Source organism: Lichenibacterium minor, from assembly GCF_004137685.1.
GTDB lineage: Bacteria > Pseudomonadota > Alphaproteobacteria > Rhizobiales > Beijerinckiaceae > Lichenihabitans > Lichenihabitans minor.
This window is the reverse complement of record NZ_QYBB01000001.1, coordinates 116,544-140,684: the sequence shown is the minus strand read 5'-3', so window position 1 is coordinate 140,684 and position 24,141 is coordinate 116,544. Positions and strand designations below refer to the sequence as shown.

General features: G+C 71.3%; 19 protein-coding genes. 10 read left to right on the top strand and 9 right to left on the bottom strand.

Features of this window, described 5'->3' with window-relative positions; genetic code table 11:
• Positions 1–26: 26 nt before the first annotated feature.
• The 4 genes from fdxA to D3273_RS00625 form a co-directional block, all read right to left on the bottom strand.
• Positions 27–362, bottom strand: a complete 336-nt coding sequence (fdxA, locus tag D3273_RS00640; RefSeq protein ID WP_129222656.1) for a ferredoxin FdxA — start codon at positions 360–362, stop codon at positions 27–29.
• A 132-nt stretch (positions 363–494) separates the two neighbouring features.
• Positions 495–848, bottom strand: a complete 354-nt coding sequence (locus tag D3273_RS00635; RefSeq protein ID WP_129222655.1) for an RNA-binding S4 domain-containing protein — start codon at positions 846–848, stop codon at positions 495–497.
• A gap of 6 nt (positions 849–854) precedes the next feature.
• Entirely contained in the window at positions 855–4,469 is a 3,615-nt protein-coding gene (locus D3273_RS00630; RefSeq protein ID WP_129222654.1) for a helicase-related protein, read from the bottom strand.
• A 178-nt stretch (positions 4,470–4,647) separates the two neighbouring features.
• Positions 4,648–5,487 (bottom strand): DUF3108 domain-containing protein, encoded by an 840-nt coding sequence (locus tag D3273_RS00625; protein WP_165359328.1) that lies wholly within the window; start codon positions 5,485–5,487, stop codon positions 4,648–4,650.
• Positions 5,488–5,711: 224 nt separating this feature from the next.
• Between D3273_RS00625 and hslV the strand changes: the two genes are divergently transcribed.
• Complete coding sequence (gene hslV, locus D3273_RS00620) at positions 5,712–6,281, top strand: ATP-dependent protease subunit HslV (protein ID WP_129222652.1); 570 nt, start codon at positions 5,712–5,714, stop codon at positions 6,279–6,281.
• Positions 6,282–6,287: 6 nt separating this feature from the next.
• A complete protein-coding gene (hslU, locus tag D3273_RS00615) occupies positions 6,288–7,598 on the top strand; it encodes an ATP-dependent protease ATPase subunit HslU (RefSeq protein ID WP_129222651.1) in 1,311 nt (436 codons plus the stop codon).
• A gap of 33 nt (positions 7,599–7,631) precedes the next feature.
• Here hslU and D3273_RS00610 read toward each other — a convergent pair whose 3' ends face one another.
• Positions 7,632–8,495: a class I SAM-dependent methyltransferase gene (locus D3273_RS00610; protein ID WP_129222650.1), complete on the bottom strand. Its 864-nt coding sequence runs from the start codon at positions 8,493–8,495 to the stop codon at positions 7,632–7,634.
• Between the two features lie 117 nt (positions 8,496–8,612).
• Positions 8,613–9,530: a LysR family transcriptional regulator gene (locus D3273_RS00605; RefSeq protein ID WP_129222649.1), complete on the bottom strand. Its 918-nt coding sequence runs from the start codon at positions 9,528–9,530 to the stop codon at positions 8,613–8,615.
• Positions 9,531–9,626: 96 nt separating this feature from the next.
• Here D3273_RS00605 and D3273_RS00600 point away from each other — a divergent pair, with 96 nt between their 5' ends.
• Complete coding sequence (locus D3273_RS00600) at positions 9,627–10,421, top strand: NAD(P)H-dependent oxidoreductase (RefSeq protein WP_129222648.1); 795 nt, start codon at positions 9,627–9,629, stop codon at positions 10,419–10,421.
• A gap of 38 nt (positions 10,422–10,459) precedes the next feature.
• Here D3273_RS00600 and ilvD read toward each other — a convergent pair whose 3' ends face one another.
• On the bottom strand, positions 10,460–12,298 hold the full coding sequence (gene ilvD, locus D3273_RS00595) for a dihydroxy-acid dehydratase (protein WP_129222647.1): 1,839 nt from the start codon (positions 12,296–12,298) through the stop codon (positions 10,460–10,462).
• Between the two features lie 216 nt (positions 12,299–12,514).
• Here ilvD and D3273_RS00590 point away from each other — a divergent pair, with 216 nt between their 5' ends.
• Entirely contained in the window at positions 12,515–13,531 is a 1,017-nt protein-coding gene (locus D3273_RS00590; protein ID WP_129222646.1) for an LLM class flavin-dependent oxidoreductase, read from the top strand.
• Positions 13,532–13,564: 33 nt separating this feature from the next.
• Here the strand turns inward: D3273_RS00590 and D3273_RS00585 are convergent, their stop codons facing one another.
• Positions 13,565–14,206: a TetR/AcrR family transcriptional regulator gene (locus D3273_RS00585; protein ID WP_165359327.1), complete on the bottom strand. Its 642-nt coding sequence runs from the start codon at positions 14,204–14,206 to the stop codon at positions 13,565–13,567.
• 196 nt (positions 14,207–14,402) lie between these two features.
• Here D3273_RS00585 and D3273_RS00580 point away from each other — a divergent pair, with 196 nt between their 5' ends.
• The 5 genes from D3273_RS00580 to D3273_RS00560 all read left to right on the top strand — a co-directional run bounded on the left by D3273_RS00580 (position 14,403) and on the right by D3273_RS00560 (position 18,779).
• The gene (locus D3273_RS00580; RefSeq protein WP_129222644.1) at positions 14,403–15,713 is read left to right on the top strand and encodes an HlyD family secretion protein; all 1,311 of its coding nucleotides are present in this window, start codon (positions 14,403–14,405) and stop codon (positions 15,711–15,713) included.
• A gap of 4 nt (positions 15,714–15,717) precedes the next feature.
• The gene (locus tag D3273_RS00575) at positions 15,718–17,295 is read left to right on the top strand and encodes a DHA2 family efflux MFS transporter permease subunit (protein ID WP_129222643.1); all 1,578 of its coding nucleotides are present in this window, start codon (positions 15,718–15,720) and stop codon (positions 17,293–17,295) included.
• Positions 17,295–17,507: a P-loop NTPase family protein gene (locus tag D3273_RS00570; protein ID WP_129222642.1), complete on the top strand. Its 213-nt coding sequence runs from the start codon at positions 17,295–17,297 to the stop codon at positions 17,505–17,507. Before D3273_RS00575 ends, D3273_RS00570 begins: the two co-directional genes overlap by 1 nt.
• 133 nt (positions 17,508–17,640) lie before the next feature.
• The gene (locus D3273_RS00565) at positions 17,641–18,090 is read left to right on the top strand and encodes an RrF2 family transcriptional regulator (protein WP_129222641.1); all 450 of its coding nucleotides are present in this window, start codon (positions 17,641–17,643) and stop codon (positions 18,088–18,090) included.
• A gap of 29 nt (positions 18,091–18,119) precedes the next feature.
• Positions 18,120–18,779 (top strand): DUF1684 domain-containing protein, encoded by a 660-nt coding sequence (locus D3273_RS00560; RefSeq protein ID WP_129222640.1) that lies wholly within the window; start codon positions 18,120–18,122, stop codon positions 18,777–18,779.
• 88 nt (positions 18,780–18,867) lie between these two features.
• On the opposite strand, the gene D3273_RS00555 is transcribed toward D3273_RS00560, so the two are convergent.
• Positions 18,868–22,281 carry an acyl-[ACP]--phospholipid O-acyltransferase gene (locus tag D3273_RS00555; RefSeq protein WP_129222639.1) on the bottom strand — a complete coding sequence of 1,138 codons (3,414 nt, stop codon included), beginning with the start codon at positions 22,279–22,281 and terminating at the stop codon, positions 18,868–18,870.
• Between the two features lie 510 nt (positions 22,282–22,791).
• On the opposite strand from D3273_RS00555, the gene tcuC reads away from it, so the two are divergent.
• A complete protein-coding gene (gene tcuC / locus D3273_RS00550) occupies positions 22,792–24,114 on the top strand; it encodes an MFS transporter (protein WP_129222638.1) in 1,323 nt (440 codons plus the stop codon).
• Positions 24,115–24,141: the final 27 nt, after the last annotated feature.

Sequence of the window (24,141 nt, the reverse complement as noted above, 5' to 3'; positions counted from 1 at the left end):
CTTGCATCCGTGCCGGAAAACCCGGATCAGTCGCCGGTGCCGGCCACAGGGGAGAACAGCTCGGCCTTGCCGGGCTTGCCGTCCCACTCCTTGCTGTCGCCCGGAGCCTCCTTCTTGACGGAGATGTTCGGCCAGGACTTGGCATATTCGGCGTTGATGCCGAGCCACTTCTCCAGGCCCGATTCCGTGTCGGGCTTGATGGCCTCGGCCGGGCATTCGGGTTCGCACACGCCACAGTCGATGCACTCGTCGGGGTGGATCACGAGCATGTTCTCACCCTCGTAGAAGCAGTCTACGGGGCACACCTCGACACAATCCATGTACTTGCACTTGATGCAGTTCTCGACGACGACGTATGTCATGTCCTGTCCTTTGCGCGCTCTTCGCGGCCGCGGGCGCGATTGTGTCGGGGCGCGGTGCAGCCCACGGCCCGTGCTAATCAGTTTGTTCCGCGCGTGCAAGCGCGGGGCCCGGGCGACGATGACGCGCCGGGATTAACCGTCCGCCTCATCGGCATCGGATTCCGCATCGGCGCCGGCCGAGGGTGACGGCCGTGGCGCCAGGTCCTCGTAGAGCGTCTGTGCTTCCGGCGCGGGCCCGCGGCGCTCGCCGCCGGCCAGCACCTTCAGCACGCGGACGTGACGCTCCAGCGCCACCGTCACCACGTCCCCCGGCTTGACCGCCTTCGAGGCGGTCTCGACCCTCACCGAATTCACCCGGACATGGCCTTCCGTCACCAGCCGGGCGGCGAGCGACCGCGTCTTCACCACGCGCGTGAACCAGAGCCACTTGTCGAGGCGCTGGCGCGCGGGTTCGGCGCCCGCCGGTGGAGGAGGCGTGCCGGGCAAGCGGGGTCAGGACTCCTTCTTGCCGCGCTCCATCTCGGCCTTCAGCGCCATCAGCTTGGCGAAGGGCGAGTTGGGGTCGGGCTGGCGGTCGCGCGGAGCCGGGCGGGGCGCCTCGGTAGAGAAGTTCTGCGGGCCGCGCCCCTCGTCGCGCCGCCCGTCGCGCCGCGGTCCCCCGCGATCGCCGCCGCCGCGACCCTCGAAGCGGGGCTTGCCGGCGCCGCCGTTGCGCGGCGGGGCGTTGAAGTCGCGCGCCGGCCGGGCGGCGCGGGCTTCGCCGGGCGTCGCTTCGGCGGAGGCCTGCGGGGCGCTCCCGTCCGTCGCGGTCGCCGGCTGTGGGCGGCGGTCCCGGTCGAAGCGGCGGTCGCCGCCGCCCGGCCCGCGATGGTCCGGACGCGGCCGGGCACCGCGGCGATCGTCGCGGCGCTCGCCGCCCGGGTTCCCTTCCGCCGCCACGGCGCCCTCGCCGGCCGCCTGGGGCGGCCCGCGGCGCCCGTCGGGCCGGCCGCCGTCGCGGCGCGGGCCGCGCCCGTCCGGGCGGCGCTGGGCATGGTGGTTGGTGCGGTGCGGGCGCCAAACCTCGATGAGCACCGGCTCGGCCGGGGCCGCGGGCTCGTCCGGGGCGGCGTCCTCACCCGCGGTCTCGGCCGACGCTTCGCTCGGCGCCGCGTCGGACGCGGCGTCGACCGGCGCCGCTTCGGCGGTGGTATCCCCGTTCGGGGCGGGGGCGTCAGGGGCAGCGGCGTCCGGAACCAGCGCCTCGGCGGCGGGGGCGGCTTCGCCGTCCGGCGCCGGGTTCGGTTCGGCGGGAGCCGGCGCGGCGGGGTGCTGCTCGGCGTCCGACACCGTGACGGCTTCGGGCTCGGCCGGCACCTCCTCGGAGCGGGACACGCCCGTGCCGTCGATCAGCGTGCCGTCGTCGACGGGGATCTCGGCCCGGCCGGCCTCGGCCTCCACCGGCGCCGCTTCGGCGTCGGGCGACAGGCCTTCGACGGGCTCGCCGGCGGTGGACTCCTCGGCCGGCACGTCCTGGTCCGCGACGGCGCTGTCCGCCGCCGCGGGGGCCGGGGTCGGCTTCAGCGGCTCGACGGGCGCCATGGGCATCAGCGGCACCGTGATGGCGGGACCGGCGCGGCGATCGAGCACGTAGCCCAGCGCCTTCAGGATGGACGCGAAATCCTCGCCCGAGCAGCCGGCGAGCGATGTCATCTGCACGGTGGTGACGAAGCCGTCCGCGTCGGCGGTGCCGGGCGGCGGCGCGCCCGGCGTCGTGCCGGGGCGGTACGCGATGGCGGGGCGGATGAGGTCGGCCAGCCGCTCGAGGATGTCGACCCGCACCGCGCGGACGCCGCACACGCGGAAGCCCGCGGCGCGGTACAGGCCCTTCGGCACTTCGGGGTCGGCCACGAAGGAGGTCCGGCCGGAGGCGGCGAGGTGGGGCACCTCGTCGAGCCCCTTGGCGGCCTCGACGCCGCCGTGGCGCAGCGCCCAGAGCTGGGCCGCCAGGGCGCGCGGCGCGGGCTTCACCAGCGCGGGCATGTAGATGTGATAGGCGCCGAAGCGCAGGCCGAGCTTGCGCAGCGTGCCGCGGGCCGTCTGGTCGAGGCCCTTCATCTCGTCGGCGACGCGCGAGCGCTCCAGCACGCCGAGCGCTTCGGCCACCTGGAACGCGATGCCGCGGACGATGCCGTCGAGCCCTTCGCCGGCTTCGAGCTCGAACAGCACGCCCAGGTGCTTCTTGATGTGCTGGGCCAGCCAAAGGTCGAGGCGGCGCTGCACGGTTTCGAGCGCCGGGCCGGTGAGGTATTCGTCGGCGACGATGCGGGCGCGCGGGACCAGCAGCTTGTCGCCGGCGCTGAGCTTCGCCACGGGGTCGCCGAGCCAGCGGATCGTGCCGTCGTTGGCGAGCGCGAAGCTGTCGTCGACCGCGGCCGCGAAGCGGTCCGCGCGGGCCTCGATCTCGCCGCCGAGCGCCTTCAGGGCGGCCGCGTTCAAGGCCTTGGCGGCCTCGCCGGCGGCCTGCGGGTCGGGCGTGAACCGGAAGCCGTGCAGCTGACCCACGTGCTGGCCTTCAACCACCACGTCGCCGCCGGCCGTGATCTCCGCTTCCAACATCGCATTCTCTCTCAGGCGCCGCATCAACACGCTCGTCCGCCGGTCGACGAAGCGCTGGGCCAGTCTCTCGTGCAGGGCATCGGACAGCCGATCCTCTAGCTGACGCGTGACGCCCTGCCAATGCTCGGGATCGCCGAGCCAGTCGGGCCGGTTGGCGATGTAGGTGAGGGTGCGCACCTGGGCGATGCGGGCCGACAGCGCGTCGATGTCGCCCTCGGTGCGGTCGTAGAGGGCCACCTGCTGGGCGTACCAGAGGTCGGGGATGCGGCCCGCCCGCACCACGTAGCCGTAGAGCGCCAGCGCGAACTCGGCGTGGGCCGCGGGGGACACCTTGCGGTAGTCCGGCACCTGGCAGACTTCCCACAGCCGCTGCACGTCGGCGCGGGTCTTGGCGCCGCGGCGCACCGCCTCGTCGCGCGCGGCAATGTCGAGCACCAGCACGTCCTCGGCCAGCGGCGCGCGCGTCAGCCCATGCTCGTTGGGAAAGATTTCCAGCGAAGCCTGCAGGGCGGCGATGGACGAGAAGTCGAGGTCCGAGTTGCGCCACTGCAGCGTGGTGACGGGATCGAAGCGGTGCTCCTCCAGCGCTTCGACGAGTTCCTCTTCGAAGCCCGGGCAGCGGCCGGTGGTGCCGAACGTGCCGTCCTTGACGTGGCGGCCGGCGCGGCCGGCGATCTGGCCGATCTCGGCCGAGTTGAGGCGCCGGTACTGCCAGCCGTCGAACTTGCGCTCGCCCGCGAAGGCCACGTGGTCGACGTCGAGGTTCAGCCCCATGCCGATCGCGTCGGTGGCGACGAGGTAGTCGACGTCGCCGTTCTGGTACATCGCCACCTGGGCGTTGCGGGTGCGCGGCGACAGGGCGCCCAGCACCACGGCGGCGCCGCCGCGCTGCCGACGGATCAGCTCCGCGATGGCGTAGACCTCGTCGGCCGAGAAGGCCACGATGGCGGTGCGGTGAGGCAGGCGCGACAGCTTCTTCTCGCCCGCGAAGGTGAGGTTCGACAGCCGCGGCCGGTTGATGATGGTGACGCCCGGCAGCAGCTTCTCGATCATGCGCTGCATCGTGCCGGCGCCGAGCACCAGCGTCTCGTCGAGGCCCCGCCTGTGCAACAGGCGATCCGTGAAGACGTGGCCGCGGTCGAAATCCTGGCACAGCTGGATCTCGTCGATGGCGACGAAGCTCACGTCGAGGTCGCGCGGCATGGCCTCGACGGTGCACACCCAGTAGCGCGGGTGCTTCGGCTTGATCTTCTCCTCGCCGGTGATCAGCGCGACGTGCTCGGCGCCCACCTTCTCGACCACCCGGCCGTAGACTTCACGGGCGAGCAGGCGGAGCGGCAGGCCGATGATGCCCGACGGGTGGGCCAGCATGCGCTCGATGGCGAAATGGGTCTTGCCGGTGTTGGTCGGCCCGAGGACGGCCGTGACGGTGCGGGCCCGGACCTGGTCGCGGACGCCGCGCAGGGCCCCCGCGAGGGCGCCCGGCGCGTGGCGGTTCTGGTGATCCATCGGCGGGGGACGGGCCTCAACGATCGACGAACTGAGACCGATCAGTTCCGGCCCGTAGGCCGCAACCCGCTCCGCAGACGCGGCCCGACGGGGCCGGTGCCCACAATGTCAGCGAGCGAGGCGCGGAATTCAAGGCGCCGCTTGGGCGCAGGCCGGGTCGCGCCCGGCCGGAGCCCCTTCAATGCGCCACGGCGGCCTGCACGGGGGCGCCGATGGCGGCCTCGGTGGCGTCGATCGTCACCATGCCGATCATGCTCATCACGGCGACGTGGTGGGGATAAACGAAGCGGGTGTCGCCCACGGGCGCCAGCCACACCTCCATGTCCTTGTTGTCGGCCATGAACTTGTTGACGGGACGGTCGGGCCGGTAGCCCGAGATGGGCTGGTAGCGCGCCCCGCAGACCGCGACGGGCCCCGTGTAGGCGGGCGTCGCCACCTGCTGCAGCCGCTTGAAGCTGAGGTTGATGTTGAAGCGCACGCCGCCGTCGAACAGCGGCAGGGTGCGGTCGCAGGCGGCCGGGCCGAGGAGCTCGCCCGTGCCCGGCACCGGCATGATGAACGAGCTCATCGGGTCGATGATGTTGCGCTTGTCCGCCGGCGACAGCGGGATGCGGTCCGGCGTCTGCTGGTACATCGGGTCGATCACGACCTGGGTGGCGGCGTTCTTCTCTTCCGACATGCGGATGGTGAGCAGGTAGTGCGGCGTGCCGGCCGTGGCGGCGAAGCCCGACGGGATCACGCGGCCGTCCTTCAGGGCGCCGGTCGACGTCACGGCGCCCTTGGTGTCGACGAACACGCCGGCGATGCCGGTGAGCTTGCCGGTGCCCGACAGCTTGTAGTCCTTGGCGCCCACCGCGCCGTCCACCGTCGCGGTGCCGATCGGCAGGCCGATCAGGGCGACGCCGTACCGGAGGTGGATGGGCGTCGCCGGTGCGGCCGGCGCCGGGGCGGCCGCCGCCGGCACGGCGAGGAGCGCCAGGGGGGCCAGGGCGGCGAGGGCCGGAACGAAACGTGTCATCGAAGGGGCATCTCGGGGACCGCGGAAGCGCGCGTCGGGCGTCGCCGGTAGGGTTACCGCCCGGAGCTTGCGCGAGCAAAGCGGCTTCTTTCGGTCGCTTTCGCGTGGGTTCCCGCCGGAACGCCCCTTTTCGGCCGGCCCGCCCCGGCGGTGGCGCTCGGGGCCGCGGCCTTGCAAGCCCTTCCCGGCGGGCATACGTGCGGACATCCCCGCCGGAGACGTCGATGCCCCACGGAAACGAGCCCAGCCAGCCCTTCCACGCCACCACGATCCTGATGGTGAAGAAGAACGGGCTGACCGTGATCGGCGGCGACGGCCAGGTGTCCTTCGGCCAGACCGTGATGAAATCCTCGGCCCGCAAGGTGCGGCGCCTCGCCAAGGGCGGCGTCATCGCGGGTTTCGCGGGCGCCACCGCCGACGCCTTCACGCTGTTCGAGCGGCTGGAAGCCAAGCTGGAACAGTTCCCCGGACAGCTCATGCGCGCGTCCGTCGAGCTCGCCAAGGATTGGCGCACCGACCGCTACCTGCGCCGCCTCGAAGCCATGATGCTGGTGGCCGACGAGAAGACCGCGCTGGTCCTGACCGGCACGGGCGACGTGCTGGAACCCGAGATGACGGAGCACGGCGCCGTGGCGGCCATCGGCTCGGGCGGCAACTACGCGCTCGCGGCGGCCCGCGCCCTCATCGACACCGACCTCGCCGCCGAGGCGGTGGTGCGCAAGGGCATGCGGATCGCCGCCGAGATCTGCATCTACACCAACGAGAACCTCGTCGTGGAAACGATCGGGGGCTGAGGATTCATGCCTGACTTTTCCCCCCGCGAGATCGTGTCGGAGCTCGACCGGCACATCATCGGCCAGAACGACGCCAAGCGCGCCGTCGCCATCGCGCTGCGCAACCGTTGGCGCCGCCTCCAGCTCACCGGGCCGATGCGCGACGAGGTGCTGCCCAAGAACATCCTGATGATCGGGCCGACGGGCTGCGGCAAGACCGAGATTTCGCGCCGCCTCGCCCGCCTCGTCAACGCGCCCTTCCTGAAGGTCGAGGCCACGAAGTTCACCGAGGTCGGCTACGTCGGCCGCGACGTCGAGCAGATCGTGCGCGACCTCGTCGAGATCGGCATCGGCCTCGTCAAGGAAAGCAAGCGCAAGGACGTGGAAGCGCGGGCCGAGGTGGCCGCCGAGGAGCGGCTGCTCGACGCGCTGGTGGGCGAAAAGTCCTCGCCGGCGACGCGCGACAGCTTCCGCCGGCGGCTGCGGGCCGGCGAGCTCGACGACAAGGAGGTGGAGATCGAGGTGGCGGCGCCGAGCCCCGCCCTGCCGATGATGGAGCTGCCCAACATGCCGGGCGCGTCCATCGGCGCCATCTCGATCGGCGACATCTTCGGCCGCATGGGCGCCAAGGCCACGAAGTCCCGCCGCATGAGCGTGAAGGACGCGCATGCGCCGCTGCTCGCCGAGGAAAGCGAGAAGCTGCTCGACCCCGAGGCGGTGACGCGGCAGGCCATCCACGAGGTCGAGAACAACGGCATCGTGTTCCTCGACGAGATCGACAAGATCTGCGCGCGGGACGGCCGGGGCGGGGAGGGCGGCATCTCGCGCGAGGGCGTGCAGCGCGACCTGCTGCCGCTGATCGAGGGCACCACGGTGCCGACCAAGCACGGGCCGGTGAAGACCGACCACATCCTGTTCATCGCGTCCGGCGCCTTCCACGTGTCGAAGCCGTCCGACCTGCTGCCGGAGCTGCAGGGCCGCCTGCCGATCCGCGTCGAACTGGCGGCGCTCACCGAGGAGGATTTCCGCCGCATCCTCACCGAAACCGAGGCGTCCATCATCAAGCAGTACGTGGCGCTGATGGAGACGGAGGGGCTGAAGCTCGACTTCCTTCCCGAATCGATCGACGAGCTCGCCCGGGTGGCGGTCGAGGTGAACTCGACGGTCGAGAACATCGGCGCCCGGCGGCTGCAGACCGTGATGGAGCGCGTGCTCGACGACATCTCCTTCACGGCCTCCGACCGCTCGGGGCAGGAGGTCACGATCACCCGGGACTACGTGAAGAAGAACGTGGGCGACCTCGCCAAGAACGCCGACCTGTCGCGCTTCATCCTGTGACGCGCGGCCCCGTCCCGCCGGGCGGGACGGGGTTCACGCCACCGCCGACACGAACCAGCACCGCGCGCCGAGGCCGATCCCGTCGGGCCCGTCCGAGTTTCGCAGCGCGTCGCGCACCCCGGCGAGCGCCGCTTCCTTCTGCGCGTCCGTGCCCGTCGCCAGCGCGCGCGCCACCGGGCCGATCTGGACGATGAAGCGCAGCGCGTCCTCGATGTCGCCGCTCCGCCCGAACCGCAGCGTCGCGTCGAACGGCGCGACCTCGACGTCGCCGAACCCCGCGACGCCCAGGATGCGCTTCACCCGCTCGGGGTCCGCGAAGGCGAAGGGTCCCGGCGCGTCCGGGTCCGGCTTGTCCTGCTCGGGCAGGTGCGGCACCGCGGCCTTGTAGGGGGTGTGGAACCAGGGATTCCCCGAGAACGGGCGCCAGCAGGCGAAGAACAGCCGCCCGCCGGGCGCGAGAGCGCGGCGGATGTTGACGAAGGCTTCCGACGGCGCGTCGAAGAACATCACGCCGAAGCGCGAGAAGGCGAGGTCGAAGGTGCCCGGCGAGAAGGGCTCCGTCGCGGCGTCCGCCTTCAGCACGGCCGCCTGGGGCAGCGCCCGCCCGGCGATGCGCCGCCCGGCCACCGCCAGCATGGGAGCCGAGATGTCGACGCCGGTGACGGCCCCGAGCGGGCCCACCGCTTCGGCCAGCGCCAGCACGGTGTCGCCGCAGCCGCAGCCGACGTCGAGCACGCGATCGCCCTGGCGCACGCCCGCGGCCGCCACGGCGGCGGCGCCGATCGGCGCGAACAGGTCGTCGAGGCGCGCCTGCAGCCGGGCCCATTTGTCGCCGGCGTCGCCGTTCCAGTAGGCGAGCTGGTCGGCGTTGGGCATCGCCGTCTGCTGGTCCTGCACGGGATTGCCTCCGGTTTCGATCGGATCGGCGAGTCCGTTCCATGCACCGAGATAGCATGATCTCGGGCGAGAGTCAGATTTCGGAACACGGGGCGTCGCATCGGCGGACGTGTCGCGTCAAGCTTCGAGGCCCGGAATGCGGCCGATCTGCTCGGTTAGGAAGGCGGCGAGGAGGCGGACCCGGGCGACCGCCGCGCGCTCGGGGACGATGAGCATGTTGAGCGGAACGGGCGGCAAGGTATAGTCGGGCAGGACCGAATCCAGGCGACCGTCGGCGAGGAGATCGTCCACGAGCCAGCGATGGGCGGGACCCAGTCCCCGGCCGGCCAGCAAGGCCTCGCGCGCGGCGAGGCCGTGATCAACGCGCAGCCGTCCGCCGAAAACCGCCGCATGCTCCTTCCCGTCCGGCCCGCGCAGGACGATCCGATCACTGCCCGACACGTTCGACATGCGGATGCCCTCGTGGGCGGACAGATGGTCCGGGATCAGCGGACGGCCGTGCGTCGCCAGGTAGGCCGGCGATGCGACGAGCAGGCGTCGGCTGACCCCAAGCCGGCGCAGTTTTAGAGAGCTGTCGTTCAACGGTCCGAGTCGGATGGCGAGATCGGCGCCCTCGCGCACGAGGTCGATGCGCTCATCGCTGAGGCTGAGGTCTATCCCGATGTCTCGGTGAACGTCTTGGAACGCGAAGATCAGCCGCGCAATGTGGCGGACGCCCAAAGCGGCCGTGCAGGACAACCGCACGGATCCGGCCGGGGTGCCCCTGCCGTAGAGGGCATCCTCTCCCGCTCGTTCGACAAGGTGCAGGATCTCGATCGCTTGCGCGTAGTAGCGTCGCCCTTCATCCGTCACGGCAGCGCGGCGCGTTGTCCGGCTGAGCAACGGCACGCCCACGGCTTCCTCCAACTCGCGGAGTTGCCGCGTCACCGTCGACTGCCCGACGCCGAGGTCGCGTGCGACCGCCGTCATGTTTCCGCGTTCCACCACGCGGGCGAACGTGCGTAGCCGATCCAGGGTGACGTTCGATCTATCCATTTTCCGGCATGATCATCTGCGGGCAGGACGCGTCGTCGGCCGTCCCGAGGTTGGCTATTCACTGGGTATCACAGACCCAAAGGACCTCCCGCCACCATGAAGATTCTGCTCGTCTATGCCCATCCGGAGCCGAAATCCCTCACCTCGTCCCTTCGCGACATCGCCGTCGCCGCACTGGAAGGCGAAGGTCACGAGGTCAAGGTCTCGGACCTCTATGCCGCCGCATGGAAATCCGAGGTCGACCGCGCGGATTTTTCCAATCTCGCGGCTAAGGATCGATTGCAGGTTGCCGACGCCTCGTGTTCGGCCTTCGCAGCCGGTGCGCTCACCCCTGATGTGGAAGCCGAACAGGACAAGCTGCTCTGGGCCGACGCGTTGATCCTGCAGTTTCCCTTATGGTGGTACGCCATGCCCGCCATACTGAAAGGTTGGGTGGATCGCGTCTACGCCAATGGCTTCGCTTACGGCGTCGGCGAGCACAGCGACCGGCGCTGGGGCGAGCGCTTCGGAGAAGGGACGATGGCCGGAAAACGGGCCATGCTCATCTTGACGGCAGGAGGATGGGAATCCCATTACGGCCCGCGCGGCGTCAATGGACCGCTAGACGACCTTTTGTTTCCCATCCACCACGGCGTGCTGTTCTATCCTGGCTACGCGGTGCTCCCGCCCTTCGTGGCCTTTCGGGTCGACCGTCTGGACGCTTCGGGTTTCGACAGGCTCGCGGGCCGGCTCCGCGAGCGTATGCAGAGTTTATTCACGGACGCGCCGATCCCATTCCGACAGCAGAACGGGGGCGATTATCTCATCCCGGAACTGACTCTGTGTCCCGAGATCGGTGACGCCGACGCGAGTGGCTTCGCGCTGCACATCGAAACCAGTCGCACGACGTGAGCCTACTCCTCCCTCATCCGAGTCGTCGAGGGAAGGCGTCACTCCGGCAGCTTGCGCACCGCCCCCTTCGACGCGCTGGTGGTCATGGCCGCATAGGCCTTCAGCGCCGTCGAAACCTTGCGCTTGCGGACCTCGGCGGGCTTGAAGCCGCGCCCGTCCTCCAGCGCGGCGCGGCGGCGCGCCAGTTCGGCGTCCGGCACGTCGAGGTGGATGGAACGGTTCGGGATGTCGATGGCGATGCGGTCGCCCTCCGCCACCAGCGCGATCGTGCCGCCTTCGGCGGCCTCCGGCGACACGTGGCCGATCGACAGGCCCGAGGAGCCGCCCGAGAAGCGCCCGTCCGTCACCAGGGCGCAGAGCTTGCCCAGGCCCTTCGACTTCAGGTAGCTCGTCGGGTACAGCATCTCCTGCATGCCGGGGCCGCCGCGCGGGCCCTCGTAGCGGATCAGCACGACCTGGCCGGGCGACACGCGGTTGGTCAGGATGGCGTCGACCGCCGCGTCCTGGCTTTCGAACACCCGCGCGGTGCCGTCGAACACGAGGTTGGACGGGTCGACGCCCGCCGTCTTCACGATGCAGCCCTCCTCGGCGAGGTTGCCGTACAGCACCGCGAGGCCGCCGTCCTGGCTGAAGGCGTGTTCCTTGTCGCGGATCACGCCGCCCTGGCGGTCGGTGTCGATCTCCTCGTAGCGGCGCTCCTGGCTGAAGGCCACCTGGGTGGGGACGCCGCCCGGCGCCGCGCGGAAGAAGTCCCGCACCGCTTCGCTCGAGGTCCGCATCACGTCCCAGCGGTTCAGGGCTTCGCCGAGCGAGCCTGAATGGACGGACCCGCAGTGGCTGTGGATCAGCCCGGCGCGGTCGAGTTCGCCCAGGATGCCCATGATGCCGCCGGCGCGGTGCACGTCCTCCATGTGGACGTCGGATTTCGCGGGCGCGACCTTGCACAGGCAGGGCACGCGGCGCGACAGCCGGTCGATGTCCGACATGGAGAAGTTCACCTCGCCCTCGTGGGCGGCGGCGAGCAGGTGCAGCACCGTGTTGGTCGACCCGCCCATGGCGATGTCGAGCGTCATGGCGTTCTCGAAGGCCTCGAAATTGGCGATCGAGCGCGGCAGCACGCTCATGTCGTCACCCTCGTAGTGGCGGCGCGTCACGTCGACGATGAGGTGGCCGGCCTCGACGAACAGGCGCCGGCGGTCGGCGTGCGTGGCCAGCGTCGAGCCGTTGCCGGGCAGCGCCAGGCCCAGCGCTTCGGTGAGGCAGTTCATCGAGTTGGCGGTGAACATCCCCGAGCAGGAGCCGCAGGTCGGGCACGCCGAGCGCTCGATGACCTTCACCTCCTCGTCGGTGTAGTCGTCGTCGGCGGCCGCCACCATGGCGTCGACGAGGTCGAGCGCCTTGATCTTGCCCCGGTGGTCGACCTTGCCGGCCTCCATCGGGCCGCCCGACACGAACACCGCCGGGATGTTGAGCCGCAGCGCCGCCATCAGCATGCCGGGCGTGATCTTGTCGCAGTTCGAGATGCACACCATCGCGTCGGCGCAATGGGCGTTGACCATGTATTCGACGCTGTCGGCGATGACCTCGCGCGACGGCAGGCTGTACAGCATGCCGTCGTGGCCCATGGCGATGCCGTCGTCGACCGCGATGGTGTTGAACTCCTTGGCGACGCCGCCGGCCGCCTCGATCTCGCGCGCCACGAGCTGGCCCAGGTCCTTCAGGTGGACGTGGCCGGGCACGAACTGCGTGAAGCTGTTCACCACCGCGATGATCGGCTTGCCGAAGTCGCCGTCCTTCATGCCCGTCGCGCGCCACAGGCCGCGGGCGCCGGCCATGTTGCGGCCGTGGGTCGTGGTGCGAGAACGATAGGGAGGCATGGCGGGTCTCGACTGTGGACAATCGGCTAAATCTAGGGCGGTTCTAGACCCGCACAACCGCCCCGCCAAGGCGGAACGCGCCCGGCCCCGGTCGCATCGCGGTTCGCCGGCGCTGCCGCCCTTCGCGGGCCGGCGCCGGCGCGGGCCGTTGCCCCGGGCCGCGCGATCCCCATCTCAGGGCGGATGCAGCCTCCCGCCGAGCCACACGGAGCCGCCATGATCCCCTTCTCGGTCCTCGACCTTTGCCCCGTTCCCGAGGGCTCCGACGCCGGCCAGGCGCTGAACAACGCGCGCGGCCTCGCCCAGCGCGCCGAAGCGCTCGGCTATCACCGCTACTGGCTGGCCGAGCACCACAACATGGTCGGCATCGCGTCGGCGGCCACGTCCGTGGTGGCGGCCCACATCCTCGACGGCACCGCGACGATCCGCGTCGGCGCGGGCGGCGTCATGCTGCCCAACCACGCGCCGCTCGCCATCGCGGAACAGTTCGGCACGCTGGCGGCGCTGCATCCGGGCCGGGTCGACCTCGGCCTCGGCCGCGCGCCGGGGTCGGACGGACTGACCGCGCGCGCGATGCGCCGGAGCCTGTCGGACGCCGATGACTTCCCGCGCGACGTGATGGAGCTGCAGCATTATTTCGCCGAAGCCGAGCCCGGCCAGCAGGTGCGCGCCGTGCCGGGCGCGGGGCTGGAGGTGCCGCTGTTCATCCTCGGATCCAGCACCTACGGCGGCCAACTCGCGGCGGCGTTGGGCCTGCCGCATGCCTTCGCGTCGCATTTCGCGCCGGCGCAGATGCGCGAATCCGCGGCCGTGTACCGGGCGAACTTCCAGCCGTCCCGGCAGCTCGGGCGGCCGCACATGATGTTCTGCCTCAACGTCACCGCCGCCGACACCGACGAGGAAGCCCGCCACCTGTTCACCTCGGTCGAGCAGCAGTTCATCGCCCTGCGCCTCGGCACGCCCGGCAAGCTGCCGCGCCCGCTCGCCGACCGCGGCCATCGCTGGGGACCGCGGGAACAGATGGTGCTGCAGAGCGCGCTGTCGCAATCGATCGTGGGTTCGCCCGACACGGTGCGGCGCGGGCTCGAAGCCTTCGTGGCCGAGCATCGGCCGGACGAGATCCTCGTCACCGCCATGATCCACGACCACGCGGCGCGGCTGCGCTCCTTCGAGATCGTCGCCGAGGTCCGCGACGCCATGGGGAAGCGGGCCGGGCTGTCGAACGCGGCCTGACGCGCCGCAAGCGGCTTCGCCGGCGGTCGAGGTTCAGGCCGCCGCGTAGGCCCGCAGGAACAGGTCGACGGCCCGCTTCACCTGGGCCTCGATCTCGCCCTGGGCCGGCCGCGGCACGACGCAGAGCAGGACTTCGAGGAACAGGCCCGCCTTGCACAGATCGAAGAACTGCTGGGCCGCCGCGAGCGTGTCCGGCATCGCCAGCCGGCCCGCCTCGACCTGCCGGTCGAAGTAGACGGCCAGGCGCCGGCGCCCCGTTTCGGGCCCGGCCTCGTAATAGGCGCGGCCGATCTCGGGGAATTTCGGCGCCACCGCCATCACGGTGCGCAGGTGCGCCAGCGAATCGGGCCGCAGCAGCAGGTCCATGAACCGTGCCCCGAAGGCGTCCAGCGTCGCCCGGACGTCCGGGCCGCCGTCGTCGAAGCGGCAGACCTGCTCGGCCTGTTCCCGCTTCTCGGCCCGCAGGAGCGCCGCGAACAGCTCCTCCTTGCTGGCGAAATACACGTACAGCGTGCCCTTCGACACGCCCGACGCGCGCGCCACCTCGTTCATGCTGGCGCCGTCGAACCCCGTCGACAGGAAGACGCGCCGGGCGCCGTCCAGGATCTGGCGCCGCTTGGCGCCGTCGTCGCGGGCCTGGGGGACATCGAGGGTCGTCTCGGGGGAGGCGGCCAAGGGGTACTCCTGATCGTCGACGCCAAACCCGGCGCTCCGCCCGGGACGCGGCCCCGCCGGCCGCGCGCCGGTCGGGCAGGGCCCAGAACGGTTGATCTAGACCAGGGATCCGGTTACATCAACGGCTGACCGAACGGTTCAGTCAACCGCTTCGGCAGCCGCCGGCCGTGCCGGACCGCAACCGGATGGGACCGAGATGGCCGACACCGCGACGACGCCGACCCTCCAGGCCGCCGCCGGCACCCCGTCGAACGAGGGCGCGGTCGCGCTGCGCCCGGGATCGGCCCCGGCCGCCGCGGCGCGGCACGGCGAGATCCTCCCGCCCGCCGCCCTGGTGGTGCGGCCGAAGCGCAAGAAGCGCGTCGTCCTGCCGCTGCTGCTGGTGGCGGCGCTCGGCGGCGGCGCCTATGCGGGCTACGGATATTTCGTCGAGGGCCGGTTCCTGGTCTCGACCGACGACGCCTACGTCAAGGCCGACATGTCGACCGTCGCCGCCAAGGTGGCGGGCTACGTCAGCCTGGTTCCGGTGGTCGACAACGCCGTGGTGGCGAAAGGGCAGGTGCTGGCCCGCATCGACGACGGGGACTACGCCAACGCCGTCGACGCCGCGAAGGCCCGCATCGACACGCAGGACGCCACGGTGGCGCGCATCGGCCGGCAGGTCGCGGCCGGCGCCGCCACGGTCGACCAGGCCCGCGCCACCCTCCTGTCCGCCAGGGCCGACGCGACGCGGGAAGCCGCCGAGTTCGACCGCGCCGACAGCCTGATGCATTCGAGCTACGGCGCCCAGCAGCGCCTCGACGCCGCCCGCGCCGACCGGGACCGCTCTGCCGCCGCCGTCGCCAACGCCGTCGCGGCGGTCGCCTCGGCCGAAGCCGCCATCGACGTGCTGAAGGCGCAGCGGACGGAAGCCGAGAAGGTGCGCGCCGAACTCGTCACCACCCTGGCCCGCGCCGAACGGGACCTCGGCTTCACCGTGGTCCGGGCGCCCTTCGCCGGTGTCGTGGGCAACAAGTCGGTGCAGCCCGGGCAATACGTGCAGACGGGCGGCCGCCTGCTGTCGCTGGTGCCGCTCGACAGCGCCTACGTCGAGGCCAACTTCAAGGAAACCCAGGTGGCGCGGCTGAAGCCCGGCCAGCGCGTCGTCGTCAAGCCGGATGCCTACGGCGAGCGCGCCGTCGAGGGCCGCGTCGAAAGCATCGCGCCGGCGTCCGGCGCCGAATTCTCCATGTTGCCGCCCGAGAACGCCACCGGCAACTTCACCAAGATCGTGCAGCGCCTGCCGGTCCGCATCGCGCTGCCGCCCGAGGTCGCGCGCGAAGGCATCCTGCGGCCGGGCCTGTCCGTGGAGGTCGAGGTCCACACCCGCCCCGAGGGCCAGCCGGCGCCGACGATCGGGGGCGCGGTCGCGCCCGTCCTCGACGCGGTTGTGCGCCGCGTGCGGGACGCCGCCGCTTCGCTCGGCCTCGGCGGCGCCCCGGCGCCCCGGCACACCGCGGAGCGCTGACGCCATGGCGGCCGCAGCCCTGCCCGCCGCCGCGCCGGCCGCCGCGTCCACCGACACGCGCCGGCTGATCACCTTCATCGCGATGGTGTTCGGCATGTTCATGGCGATCCTGGACATCCAGATCGTGTCGGCGTCCCTCAGCGAGATCCAGGCCGGCCTGTCGGCCTCCTCCGACGAGGTCGCCTGGGTGCAGACCAGCTACCTCATCGCCGAGGTCATCATGATCCCGCTCAGCGGGATCCTGTCGCGCGCCTTCTCGACCCGCTACCTGTTCTTCGCGAGCTGCGCGGGCTTCACCGCCATGAGCTTCCTGTGCTCGACGGCCACCACGATCGACCAGATGATCGTGTACCGCGCCCTGCAGGGCTTCGTCGGCGGCGCCATGATCCCCACCGTCTTCGCCGCCTCCTACACGATCTTCCCGCGCGAAAAGCAGCCGGTGGTGGGGCCGCTGATCGGCCTCGTGGCGACGCTCGCCCCCACGATCGGCCCGACGGTCGGCGGATACCTCACCGACCTGTTCTCCTGGCACTGGCTGTTCCTCGTGAACGTCGGCCCCGGCATCGTCGTCTCGCTGATGGCCTGGTTCCTCATCGACTTCGACGAGCCGGACCTGTCGCTGCTGGAGCGCTTCGACTGGTGGGGCCTCGCCGGCATGGCGGGCTTCCTCGGCGGCATGGAATACGTGCTGGAGGAGGGGCCGCAGAAGGACTGGTTCTCGGAAGACCTGGTCCTGATCTGCGCCATCGTGTCGGTGCTGGGCGCGGTGCTGTTCTTCTGGCGCGCCGTCACGGCGGAGCAGCCCATCGTCGACCTGTCGGCGTTCCAAAACCGCAACTTCGCCTTCGGCTCGCTCTTCTCCTTCGTGATGGGGGTCGGGCTCTACGGCCTCACCTACGTGTACCCGATCTTTCTCGCCCGGGTGCGGGGCTACGATTCGCTGCAGATCGGCGAAACCATGTTCGTGTCGGGCCTGTGCATGTTCGTGGCCGCGCCCATCGTCGGCAAGCTGATGCGCCGCGTCGACCCCCGCGTGCTGATCGCGCTCGGCTTCTCCGGCTTCGCGCTCGGCACCTGGATGGCGTCCGGCATCACCAAGGACTGGGACTTCGGGGAACTGCTCGTGCCGCAGATGCTGCGCGGCTTCTCGCTGATGACCGCCATGGTGCCGATCAACAACGTGGCGCTCGGCACGCTGCCGCCGTCGCGGCTGAAGAACGCGTCCGGCCTCTACAACCTCACCCGCAACCTCGGCGGCGCGGTCGGCCTCGCCGTCATCAACACGCTGATCAACGACCGCTGGGACCTCCACCTGCAGCGCCTGCACGAGAGCGTCGCCTGGGGCCACGAGGCGGCGGAGCGCACCCTGTCGACGCTGACGCAGGCCTATGCCGGGATGGGGTCGGGCGCGGCTGCGGCGGCGACCAGGACGCTCGCCCTGACGGTGCGCGGCCAGGCGCTGGTGATGTCGCTGGGCGACGTGTTCCTGGCCCTCACCGTCCTGTTCGTCGCCCTGGCGGCCGTCACGCCGCTGATGAGCCGGCCGGCGAAGGCGGGCGGCGGCGGCGGTGGGGCGCATTGATGGCGACCCTCCGCCGGGGCTGGATCCGGCCCGGCGCCGGCTGCCCGGAGCGCCTCGACCCGGAGTCCCTGCGCTTCGCCTGGAGCTGGAACCGGTCCGGCCGCGCCAGCACCCACGCCTTCGCGGCTTCGTTCCCGGGCCGGGCCATCGTGCTGCGCGGGCGGCGCGAGCAGATGCGGTTCGACCGCGAACACGTCGGCCCGGCGGGGTAGGGGCGCCGGACGGGCCGCGCGACGGCGCTTCCGCGCGCCGCAGCGAATCTCTATATGAACCGGACGATCGTCGGCGCGGCGATGGCGCGCGACCCATCGTCGGCGCGGGTTGCGCCGCGCGCCGCGGACCCCGATGCTGACCAACAAGGGCAAATACGGCCTCAAGGCCCTGGTGCACCTCGCCGGCCTCCCGCCGGACGCGACGGCCCAGTCCATGGAGATCGCCACCGCGGAAGCCATCCCGAAGAAGTTCCTCGACGCCATCCTGGGCGACCTGCGCAACGCCGGCCTCGTCGTGGCGCGCAAGGGCAAGAACGGCGGATACCGCCTGTCGCGCCCGCCGTCCGAGATCATGGCGGGCGCCGCCATCCGGGCGCTCGACGGCCCCCTGGCGCCGATCGGCTGCGCCAGCCGCACGCGCTACCGGCCCTGCGACGATTGCGGCGACGTGGAAAGCTGCTCGGTGCGGCTGCTGATGACCGAGGTGCGCGACCTGTCGGCCAAGCTGCTCGACGGCACGTCCATCGCGGAGATGCGGGGCCGCGCCGCGGCGGTCATCGAGCATTACACCTACCACATCTGAGCGCGCCGGGTGGCGCGAAGGGGACGGCGATGGCGGATTGGGACGCGGCGGGCGGATACCCGGCGCTGTGGGACTGGCGGCGGCGCGTGTCCGACCTCTACAGCGCCGTGCGGGCCGAAGCCGACCCGCGCCGGGCGTGGACCCTGTGGCGGGAGGTGCGCGACGGGCTGTTCCGCGACCATCCCCAGTCCCCGCTGGAGCCCGAAGCGCGCCGCGGCTTCGCGGGGCTGCCGGTCTTCGACTACGACCCGGCGATGCGCTTCCACGTCGGCATCGACCCGCTGGAGGCCGAGCCCGTGGCCGCCGAGGCGGGGCGGGACGGCGCGCTGTCGCTGAAACCTTTCGGACGGACGCGCGGGCTCGCCGAAGCGCTCGGCGCCGAACTCACGCTGTTCTGGGTGGCGGGCTACGGGGGCGGCGTGTTCCTGCCCTTCGCCGACGCCACCGCGGGCGCCGAAACCTACGGCGGCGGCCGATACCTGCTCGACACGATCAAAGGCGCGGACCTGGGCTCGGAGTTCGGCGCGGACCTGGGCTCGGACGGGTCCGGGCGGGCGGTGCTGGACTTCAACTTCAGCTACAACCCGTCCTGCTCCTATTCGCCGGCCTGGGTGTGCCCCCTGTCGCCGCCGGCGAACCGGCTGCGCGTCCCCGTGCGGGCGGGCGAGAAAGCGCCGCAACTGGAATGACGCCCGCCCGGTCGGGGACCGCGGCGCCGCTGGAACCGGCCGGTGCCCCGGCCAGAAGGCGACGACGCCGGCCGACCGCCCGGGCCCGTCACCCCACGGCGGGCTCCGGCCGCTTGGCTTCGGCGCGCTCCCGCACCAGGCGGCCCACGGCCGGGTGGTCGAGCTTGCCGGAGCCGAGCAGCGGCAGGGCCTCGACCACCACCACCTCGGACGGCATGGCGACGTCGGCCACGCCGCGGTCGCGGGCGTAGGACGCGAAGGCCTGGCGCGTCGCGTCTCGCTTCTCCGTCACCAGCACGATGCGCTCGCCCTTGCGGGGGTCGGGCAGGGTCGTCGCGGCGGTGCCGCTGTCGGGCCACAGGTCGGCCGCGACCGCTTCCAGCGCCGCCAGCGACACCATCTCGCCGGCGATCTTGGCGAAACGCTTGGCGCGGCCCTTGATCGACACGAAGCCTTCCGCGTCGATGTCCACGATGTCGCCCGTGTCGTGCCAGCCGCCCGGCGGCGGCTCGAGCGCGCCGAGGTCGCCGCCCCGCACGTAGCCCAGCATGACGTTGGGCCCGCGCACCGACAGGCGCCCGCCGCCCTCGACGCCGTCGACGGGCTGGAGGCGGTGCTCGATATCGGGCAGGAGGCGGCCCACCGTGCCGAAGCGGTTGAACATGGGCGTGTTGACGGCCAGCACCGGGCCGGTCTCGGTGATGCCGTAGCCTTCGAGGATGCGCAGCCCGAACTTCTCCAGGTACACCTTGCGGGTCGCGTCCTTCACCGCCTCGGCGCCCGCCACGACGAGCCGCAGCGAGCGGAAGTCGTAGGCGTTGGAGGAGCGCGCATAGCCGGCCAGGAAGGTGTCGGTGCCGAAGATCGCCGTGCAATTGTTGGCGTAGACCAGCTCCGGCACGATCCTGTAGTGCAGCGGCGACGGGTACAGGTACACCGGCACGCCCGACACCAGCGGCAGCACGAGCCCCGCCATCAGCCCGAAGGCGTGGAACATCGGCAGCACCTGGAAGATCTTGTCGGCGCGGCCGAAGTCGATGCGCGCCGCCACCTGGGCCACGTTGGCGAGGAGGTTGCGGTGGCTCACCACCACGCCCTTCGGGGCGCCCTCGCTGCCCGACGTGAACAGGATCGCGGCCGGATCGCCCGGCCCGCGCCGGACCAGCGGTTCGCGATAGGCCAGCAGGCCGCGGAGCTTGTCGGCCGCCGTTATCGTGGCGCGCACGTCCTCGAGGTAGACGAGCGTCACGAACTCCGCCATCGCGGCGGCCAGCCTGTCGAGCTTGGCCTTCTCCACGAAGGCGCGCGACGTCAGCACCGTGTCGACCCCCGCTGCCGCGCAGGCGGCGCGGACGTTGGCGGCCCCGGCGGTGAAGTTGATCATGGCGGGCACCCGCCCTGCCGACTGCAGCGCCAGCACCGTCACGGCGGTGCCGGCGGCGGTGGGCAGCATGACGCCCACCGCCCGACCTTCGGGGGCGAGCGCCATCAGCTTGGCGCCGAGCACGCGCAGCCCGACCGCGACGCGCTTGTAGGTGAGGGCGCCGGCGATCGGGTCCTCCAGGGCGACGCGCTTCCAGCCGTGCTCCTCGCCGGCCGCCAGCGTGGCTTCAACGATCGTCCGGTCGATGGCCGAGGTGCGGAACGCCGCTTCCGACATGACGTCGTAGAGGGCCGCCCCGGCCGCCTGCCGGCGCTTCTTGCCGAACAGCCCCTCGGGGACGTGCACGGTGCGGGGCTCCAGCACCGTGGCGTGGACCTTCGGCAGCATGCGCGGCCGGGTCTGGAACACCGTCAGGTAGGAGAAGGGGGTGCGCTCCAGCCCGTCGATGCGCACCGGCACCACGGGCACGCCGGTCTTGTCGGCGATGAGGCCCGCGCCGTCGTACACCTTCATGAGGCTGCCGGTGCGGGTGATGCGGCCTTCCGGGAAGATCACCAGCGTGCTGCCGTCCCGGACGGCGTTGATCAGCGCGCGCGTCGCCATGGGCTTCGACGGGTCGATCGGCAGCGCCTTGGTGAGCTTGAGGAAGGGCTTCACCCACCACCGCGTGGCGATGGTGGCGTCGATGGCGAAGACCGGCTCCTCGTCGAGCAGCGACAGCGCCAGGCCCGCGTCGAGCAGGCTGACGTGGTTGAGGGCGATGATGGGGTTCGGCCCCGCCTTGGCGAAGTTCTCCAGGCCCGTGACGTCCATGCGGTAGAAGCAGCGCAGGATCATCGACAGGAGGTCGCGGAAGCCGCTGGTCGGCAGGGTGCGGAAGATCCACCAGGCCGCGACCAGGTTCGCCACGCCCAGCACGGCGAAGAGCTGCGGGGTGGTGAGCCCCACGGCCTGCAGGGCCGCGGTGGCGACCGCGCCCGCCACCATGAAGCCGGCCGACAGGATGTTGACGGCGCCGATGTTGCGCGCCCGGTCCTCGGCCGTGCTCCAAACCTGCACGGCGGTGAACACCGGCACGATGAACAGGCCGCCCGAGACGGCGATCATGAACAGGTCCACCGCGGCGTGGATGCCGTCGGCGCGCGACAGCAGGTCCCCGGCGCCGAGCGTCCGGTCGGCGAAGAAGTGCCCCGCGCCCCACCCGAGATCGAGCGAGAACAGCCCGAGCAGCACGGACGCGACGGCGGTGGGCAGCAGGATGACGCGCCCCGCCGACAGCCAGGACGCGAGGCCTGAGCCCACCGCGATGCCGACGGAGAAGATCGCCAGCGCCGCCGTGGTGGAGCCCTCGCTGCCGTGGAAATCCGCCTTGACCAGGATGGGCAGCAGCGTCAGCGCCACCGCGCCCGTCAGCCAGAACCAGCTGACGAAGAGCCCGCAGGACCACAGGCGCCGGTCGGCGTGGAGGTGCGTGACGAGCTGGCCGGTGGAGCGGAAGATGTTGGCGTCGACGGCGAGGTCGTGGTCGCCCTCGTTCGTGGCGGGGATGAGCAGCGCCGAGCCCCAGCACAGCAGCGCGAACACGGACACGACGAGGCCGTAGGTCAGCGCGTTGCCGTCGGCCGCCGCCCAGCCGCCCGCGATGGTGCCGAGCAGGATGGCGATGAAGGTGCCGCCTTCCACCAGGGCGTTGCCGGTCGGCAGTTCCTCGGGCCGGAGCTGGTCGGGCAGCATGCCGTATTTCACCGGGCTGAACAGCGCCGCGACGGTGGAGAACAGCACGAGCGCGGTGAACAGCAGCGGCAGCGACACCAGCACGAAGCCCAGCACCGAGAACAGCGCCGCCGCGATCTCGAACAGCTTCAGCTTCTGCGCCACCCAGGCCTTGTCGTAGCGGTCCGCCCACTGGCCGCCGAGGCCCGACAGGATGAGCGGGGGCGCCACGAACAGCGCGCCCGCCACCGTCACCAGCATGGCGGCGGTGGCCGGGGAAGCGCCGACCTTGAACAGGATGAGGAACACCAGGGCGTTCTTGAGGACGTTGTCGTTGAAGGCCGAGAAGAACTGGCACCAGAACAGCGGCGCGAAGCGTCTCGACGTCATCAGCGATCGGAACATGACGGCTCATCCTGTGGCGACCGCGGCGGTCCCCGCGCGGGGCTGCACGCGCGGGTCGGCGGCTGGCCGTCCTCTTAACGTCGAAACCGGCGCGTGACGACTGCCGAGATTGGAGCGGCCTGCGGTGGAATGGGGAGGGCGGTCCCCGGCACACCGTCTTGGATCGGCCCACGCGGTCGTACCCGACACCGACGGCGGCCTGAACGGGCCCGATTCTCCCCCGTCCTCGCCCTGGACCCGTCGAACGACGATACGGGCGCCCCGCGCCCTGCTCGGGAGGCGGGACCGGGGGCGAACACCGATCCCGGCCCGGCCGCTGTGGGTCCGCGCGGACGCACCCTTGACGTGCCCGCCGTTGCCGTCTCAATGAACAAAGGTTTCCAAAGGGTTCTCCTTTGGCGGGATTCGGGGTTTCCCCCAGGGAACGTCCGCGGGGATCCGCTCCCGCATTCCGCGACTGGCCGAAGAAGAAGAGTCCGGCAATCGGCTCTCGGAGGGAGGAGTTCAACGATGAGCCTGACGCGCGAAGACCGGAAACGGCGCATCGGCAACGTGTTCCGCGTCGCCACCGGCAACTTCCTCGAACAATACGACTTCTTCGTCTACGGCGTTTATGCCGCCTCGATCGGGCAGGCGTTCTTTCCGTCCGACAACGAGTTCGCCGCCACGGCGAAGTCTTTCGCCGCCTTCGCGATCAGCTTCCTCATGCGTCCGCTCGGCGCCGTCATCCTCGGGTCCTACATCGACCGCGTGGGCCGGCGGCAGGGCCTGATCGTGACGCTGGGCCTGATGGCGGTCGGCACGCTGACGCTGGGCCTCACCCCTGGCTACGCCGCGATCGGCATCGCGGCGCCGATCCTCATCGTGCTGGGGCGCCTGCTGCAGGGCTTCTCGGCCGGGGCCGAACTCGGCGGCGTGTCCATCTACCTGTCCGAGATCGCCACCCCCGGGCGCAAGGGCTTCTACACGTCGTGGCAGAGCGGCAGCCAACAGGTGGCCGTCGTGTTCGCGGCCCTGCTCGGCGCCGTGCTGACGGCGATCCTCGCCCCGGCCGACATGAAGGCCTGGGGCTGGCGCGTGCCGGTGCTCATCGGCTGCGCCATCATCCCGCTGATCTTCTGGCTGCGAGGCTCGCTGGAGGAGACCGACGACTTCAAGCGCATGCACAAGGCGCGGCGCACCAGCGAAGTCATGCTCCTGCTGACCGCCAACTGGGCCGTGGTGCTGGTCGGGATGGGCCTCGTCGCCACCACGACGACGCTGTTCTACTTCGTCACCATTTACACGCCGACCTTCGGAACCCAGGCCCTGCACCTCGCCAGCAGCGACGTGCTGATCGTCACCGTCTGCGTCGGGCTGTCGAACCTGATCTGGCTGCCGATCGGCGGCAGCCTGTCGGACCGCTTCGGGCGGCTGCCGCTGCTCACGGTCGTCCCGATCCTGGCGATCATCACCGCCTATCCCATCATGGCCTGGCTGGCCGATGGCCCGACCTTCGGCAAGCTGCTGACGGCAGAGCTGATGCTGTCGGCCTATTTCGGCCTCTATAACGGGTCCATGATCCCGTACCTGTCGGAGATCGTCCCGCCGCATGTCCGCACGGCCGGCTTCTCGCTGGCCTACAGCCTCGCCACGGCGGTGTTCGGCGGCGTCACGCCCCTCGTGTCGGACTACATCATCCACAGCACCGGCAACACCGCCATGCCGGCCCTGTGGCTGGGCTTCGCCTGCCTGGTCAGCCTCGCCGCCGTCGCGGCGTCGCGCGGCGTGGCCCGCTCGACCGCGGCTCGCGCGGCGCTCGACATGCCGGCGAAGCGCGCTTCGCGGGTCTGACCGCCCCCGCACCGGCGGCCACAGCTC

Coding starts and splice junctions, on each gene's coding strand:
- D3273_RS00630 (WP_129222654.1), bottom strand. CDS start 4,469: ATGGATCACCAGAACCGCCACGCGCCGGGCGCCCTCGCGGGGGCCCTG.
- ilvD (WP_129222647.1), bottom strand. CDS start 12,298: ATGCCTCCCTATCGTTCTCGCACCACGACCCACGGCCGCAACATGGCC.
- fdxA (WP_129222656.1), bottom strand. CDS start 362: ATGACATACGTCGTCGTCGAGAACTGCATCAAGTGCAAGTACATGGAT.
- D3273_RS00590 (WP_129222646.1), top strand. CDS start 12,515: ATGATCCCCTTCTCGGTCCTCGACCTTTGCCCCGTTCCCGAGGGCTCC.
- D3273_RS00625 (WP_165359328.1), bottom strand. CDS start 5,487: ATGACACGTTTCGTTCCGGCCCTCGCCGCCCTGGCCCCCCTGGCGCTC.
- D3273_RS00565 (WP_129222641.1), top strand. CDS start 17,641: ATGCTGACCAACAAGGGCAAATACGGCCTCAAGGCCCTGGTGCACCTC.
- D3273_RS00560 (WP_129222640.1), top strand. CDS start 18,120: ATGGCGGATTGGGACGCGGCGGGCGGATACCCGGCGCTGTGGGACTGG.
- D3273_RS00575 (WP_129222643.1), top strand. CDS start 15,718: ATGGCGGCCGCAGCCCTGCCCGCCGCCGCGCCGGCCGCCGCGTCCACC.
- hslU (WP_129222651.1), top strand. CDS start 6,288: ATGCCTGACTTTTCCCCCCGCGAGATCGTGTCGGAGCTCGACCGGCAC.
- D3273_RS00605 (WP_129222649.1), bottom strand. CDS start 9,530: ATGGATAGATCGAACGTCACCCTGGATCGGCTACGCACGTTCGCCCGC.
- hslV (WP_129222652.1), top strand. CDS start 5,712: ATGCCCCACGGAAACGAGCCCAGCCAGCCCTTCCACGCCACCACGATC.
- D3273_RS00600 (WP_129222648.1), top strand. CDS start 9,627: ATGAAGATTCTGCTCGTCTATGCCCATCCGGAGCCGAAATCCCTCACC.
- D3273_RS00570 (WP_129222642.1), top strand. CDS start 17,295: ATGGCGACCCTCCGCCGGGGCTGGATCCGGCCCGGCGCCGGCTGCCCG.
- D3273_RS00555 (WP_129222639.1), bottom strand. CDS start 22,281: ATGTTCCGATCGCTGATGACGTCGAGACGCTTCGCGCCGCTGTTCTGG.
- D3273_RS00580 (WP_129222644.1), top strand. CDS start 14,403: ATGGCCGACACCGCGACGACGCCGACCCTCCAGGCCGCCGCCGGCACC.
- tcuC (WP_129222638.1), top strand. CDS start 22,792: ATGAGCCTGACGCGCGAAGACCGGAAACGGCGCATCGGCAACGTGTTC.